This window comes from Faecalitalea cylindroides ATCC 27803, from assembly GCF_000469305.1.
Classification (GTDB): domain Bacteria; phylum Bacillota_I; class Bacilli_A; order Erysipelotrichales; family Erysipelotrichaceae; genus Faecalitalea; species Faecalitalea cylindroides.
Window position 1 is genome coordinate 1 of the sequence record NZ_KI271010.1, and the last position, 3809, is coordinate 3809.

Consider the following 3809-nt stretch of genomic DNA (forward strand, 5'->3'; position numbering starts at 1 on the left):
CAAAATGCTGGAAACAATCACAGCGAAAACAGGGATTGATTATCTGAAAGAAATCCGTAAATCCACGAAACTGACGGAAAAGCACTACAAGATAATCGAACAACAGACCACATCAACCGAAGATGTGATTTTAGAAAAGGAGAATTGAAACATGCAACGATTATTATTTGACTTCCTGTTCTTCTCTTTAGGTGGAACAGTTGGCGTGATTGCCATGTGTATTTTACAGGCTGGCAGACAGTCTGACCGAAAAATGATGGAACTGAAAGGAGAAAAGAAAGTATGAATTTTGGACAGAACCTTTATAACTGGTTTTTAAGCAACGCACAGAGCCTTGTGCTGATGGCGATTGTTGTTATCGGTATCTACTTGGGATTCAAGCGTGAGTTTTCCAAACTTATCGGATTCTTGGTAGTTGCCTTAGTAGCCGTTGGTCTTGTATTCAATGCGTCCGGCGTAAAAGACGTATTGTTACAATTATTCAATAAGATTATTGGAGCGTAAAGCCTATGGAAGAATGTAGCGTATTGATTGAAACAACCAAATCAGCAGAGGATAAAACCTCTCGCTGGTTTGATTTACCCATTGATTATGAGCTGTTCCGTGACCTGCTCGGTGTGGAAGCTGACAGCAAAGACTATCAAATCACAGATATGAAGCTCCCCTTTGCTGGCGATATTGTAAGGACAACTTCTGTAAGACGATTAAACAAGCTATACTTTGCTTACACGGATTTATCGCCAGAAGTTCAGCAGGCATACAAAGACTTGATTCCTTATTTTGGCGGTGTTGAGGATTTGTTGCAGGAATCCGAAGAATTTTTGTTTTATCCAGAGTGTCACAACATCATGGACGTTGCCCGCTACCGCTTGGAGCATAACATTGAATTTTCTGCTCTTTCCGAAAAAGGAAAGAAATATTTTAATCTGGAAGCCTACGCCCATGAGTTGGAAGAAAAAGGACGTTATGCTGTCTGCAACAACGGTATGTTCAAACTTTGACAGGTGGCATTGCTTATGGCAGAAATGAAAGTATTTGTTATCAATCTTGATGAACAGGAAAAAGATACAGGCTGTGCATGGTTTACACTTCCCTGCAACATAGAAGCATTAAAACAATCCATTGGCTTACCGCCGGACAGTGACCGTTATCTTATCAGTGATTATGATTTCCCTTTTGAAATCCTGCAAGATACAGACCTTGACCTGTTAAACAATATCTGCCTTGCGATTTCGGAGAGTGAAATCCCACCCGAAGATATACCTGCAATTCAAAGAGAATGGTTTTCAAACCTGCAAGAGCTGGAAGCCGGACTTTGCAATATTACATACCATCGGAACTGTTCGGATATGGAAGAACCATCAGAACGGTTCTTGTGTGTGCATGGCAGATTTTATGAATACAATGAGTGAAAGGAAGTGACCGCTTATGATTGATGATATGCAAGTCTATATAGCCAATCTTGGCAAGTACAATGAGGGAGAGCTGGTCGGGGACTGGTTCTCTTTTCCGTTGGACGAAGAAGTGATTGCAGAACGTATCGGCTTAAATGCAGAGTACGAAGAATACGCAATCCATGATACGGACAACTTCCCGATGGAGATTAGCGAATACATTTCCATCGAAGAACTGAACCGTATCTATGAGCAGTTGGAAGAATTACCGGATTACCTGCTGGACGACTTGGACAGTTTTATATCCTGCTATGGAAGTCTGGAAGAACTGGTGGAACATAAGGACGACATCATTCTGTATTCCGGCTGTGAAACGATGACCGATTTAGCCTACTATCTGATTGATGAAGAACAGGTACTCGGAGAAATCCCGTCCTCTTTACAGAACTATATCGACTATGAAGCCTACGGGCGTGACCTCGATATAGAGGGGACATTTATTGCAACAAACGCTGGTATCTGTGAGGTACTGCGTTAAGGGCTGGCAGATCAGCACCGCCACTGGTGCTACTGTCAGCTTTTCTCTTGGGGGCAGTCTGGAAAATCCAGCTGTCCCTGTTGTTATGAAAATGAAGAAAGGAGTTACTACAAGTGAAGAAAATCCGAAGTTATACAAGTATCTGGAACGTGGAAAAGGTACTATATGCCATCAATGATGTAAACCTGCCATTCCCTGTGACCTTTACCCAGATTACATGGTTTGTACTGACGGAATTTATCATTATTCTGTTTGCAGACCTACCGCCACTTTCTATGATTGAGGGTGCATTTTTAAAATATTTCGGGATTCCCGTTGCTCTTACATGGTTTATGTCACAGAAAACCTTTGACGGGAAAAAGCCATACAGTTACATCAAGACGATGGTTCTGTATTCCCTGCGTCCCAAAGTGACTTATGCCGGAAAAGCCGTGAACCTGCATAAGCAGAAATTTGAGGAAACTATCACGGCAGTAAGGAGTGTGACCTATGTTCCCGATTAAATATATCGACAATAACCTTGTCTGGAATAAGGACAATGAGGTGTTCGCCTACTATGAACTGATACCGTACAATTATTCATTCTTATCCCCAGAACAGAAATACCTTGTGCATGACAGCTTCCGTCAGCTTATCGCACAGTCCCGTGAGGGAAAGATTCATGCGTTGCAGATTGCAACCGAAAGCTCAATCCGAAGCATACAGGAACAGTCAAAGAAGTTGGTCACTGGAAAGCTCCGTGAGGTAGCAATCCAAAAGATAGACGACCAGACCGAAGCCCTTGTATCCATGATAGGCGACAATCAAGTTGATTACCGTTTCTTTCTGGGATTCAAGCTCATGGTCACAGAGGACGAAGTCAATCTGAAGAACATCAAAAAATCGGTATTTCTGACATTCCGTGAGTTTTTGAATGAGGTAAGGCACACGCTGATGAATGACTTTGTTTCCATGAGCAATGATGAAATCAACCGTTATGTGAAGATGGAAAAACTGCTGGAAAATAAAATCTCCCGTAGGTTCAAAATCCGCCGACTGGAAGCCAAAGACTTTGCCTATCTGATGGAACACCTCTACGGTAGGGACGGGATAGCCTATGAAGATTATGTGTATCCTCTTCCAAAGAGAAAGCTGAAAAAAGAAACACTGATTAAGTATTATGACCTTATCCGTCCTACCCGTTGTGTGGTGGAAGAAAGCCAGCGATATTTGCGTCTGGAGCATGAGGATAGCGAAAGTTATGTATCCTACTTTACGGTCAATGCCATTGTCGGAGAATTGGACTTCCCATCATCGGAAATCTTCTACTTCCAGCAACAGCAGTTCACATTCCCTGTGGATACGTCTATGAATGTTGAGATTGTCGGGAATAAGAAAGCCTTAACCACTGTCCGTAACAAGAAAAAGGAATTAAAGGACTTGGATAATCACGCCTATCAAGCCGGAAATGAAACAAGTTCAAATGTGGTGGAAGCCTTAGACAGTGTCGATGAACTGGAAACAGATTTAGACCAGAGCAAGGAAAGTATGTATAAGTTAAGTTACGTCATACGGGTGTCTGCACCCGATCTTGACGAACTGAAACGCCGTTGTGATGAAGTCAAGGACTTTTACGATGATTTAAATGTGAAGCTGGTTCGCCCTGCCGGAGATATGATGGGACTGCATGGAGAATTTCTTCCAGCCAGCAAGCGTTATATCAATGATTATATCCAGTATGTGAAATCCGACTTTTTAGCCGGACTTGGTTTCGGTGCTACTCAGATGTTGGGAGAAAACATAGGAATCTATATCGGGTATTCCGTGGATACAGGAAGAAATGTCTACCTGCAACCGTCCCTTGCCAGTCAAGGGGTAAAAGGTACGGTCACAAATGC

6 protein-coding genes and 1 pseudogene are annotated in these 3809 nt (G+C 42.6%); all 7 read left to right on the plus strand.

All coding sequences use genetic code 11. The features are described 5' to 3' along the window. The first annotated feature begins 151 nt into the window (after positions 1-151). Entirely contained in the window at positions 152-286 is a 135-nt protein-coding gene (locus tag HMPREF0367_RS10270) for a DUF3789 domain-containing protein (protein ID WP_005423185.1), read from the plus strand. Then, positions 283-504, plus strand: a complete 222-nt coding sequence (locus tag HMPREF0367_RS05680; RefSeq protein ID WP_004844214.1) for a hypothetical protein — start codon at positions 283-285, stop codon at positions 502-504. The genes HMPREF0367_RS10270 and HMPREF0367_RS05680 overlap by 4 nt, the downstream gene beginning before the upstream one ends. Positions 505-509: 5 nt before the next feature. Further along, complete coding sequence (locus HMPREF0367_RS05685) at positions 510-1001, plus strand: antirestriction protein ArdA (protein WP_035402135.1); 492 nt, start codon at positions 510-512, stop codon at positions 999-1001. A 15-nt stretch (positions 1002-1016) separates the two neighbouring features. Then, the gene (locus HMPREF0367_RS05690; protein ID WP_035402137.1) at positions 1017-1412 is read left to right on the plus strand and encodes a hypothetical protein; all 396 of its coding nucleotides are present in this window, start codon (positions 1017-1019) and stop codon (positions 1410-1412) included. Between the two features lie 16 nt (positions 1413-1428). Continuing rightward, positions 1429-1932, plus strand: coding sequence for an antirestriction protein ArdA (locus HMPREF0367_RS05695; protein WP_005423194.1), 504 nt, complete (start codon positions 1429-1431; stop codon positions 1930-1932). A 113-nt stretch (positions 1933-2045) separates the two neighbouring features. After that, positions 2046-2435 carry a conjugal transfer protein gene (locus HMPREF0367_RS05700; RefSeq protein WP_035402140.1) on the plus strand — a complete coding sequence of 130 codons (390 nt, stop codon included), beginning with the start codon at positions 2046-2048 and terminating at the stop codon, positions 2433-2435. Continuing rightward, positions 2422-3809 (plus strand): annotated as a pseudogene (locus HMPREF0367_RS05705) (conjugal transfer ATPase TcpF); the annotation flags it as partial. The gene HMPREF0367_RS05700 and the pseudogene HMPREF0367_RS05705, both read left to right, overlap by 14 nt.

Coding starts and splice junctions, on each gene's coding strand:
- HMPREF0367_RS05685 (WP_035402135.1), top strand. CDS start 510: ATGGAAGAATGTAGCGTATTGATTGAAACAACCAAATCAGCAGAGGAT.
- HMPREF0367_RS10270 (WP_005423185.1), top strand. CDS start 152: ATGCAACGATTATTATTTGACTTCCTGTTCTTCTCTTTAGGTGGAACA.
- HMPREF0367_RS05695 (WP_005423194.1), top strand. CDS start 1,429: ATGATTGATGATATGCAAGTCTATATAGCCAATCTTGGCAAGTACAAT.
- HMPREF0367_RS05680 (WP_004844214.1), top strand. CDS start 283: ATGAATTTTGGACAGAACCTTTATAACTGGTTTTTAAGCAACGCACAG.
- HMPREF0367_RS05690 (WP_035402137.1), top strand. CDS start 1,017: ATGGCAGAAATGAAAGTATTTGTTATCAATCTTGATGAACAGGAAAAA.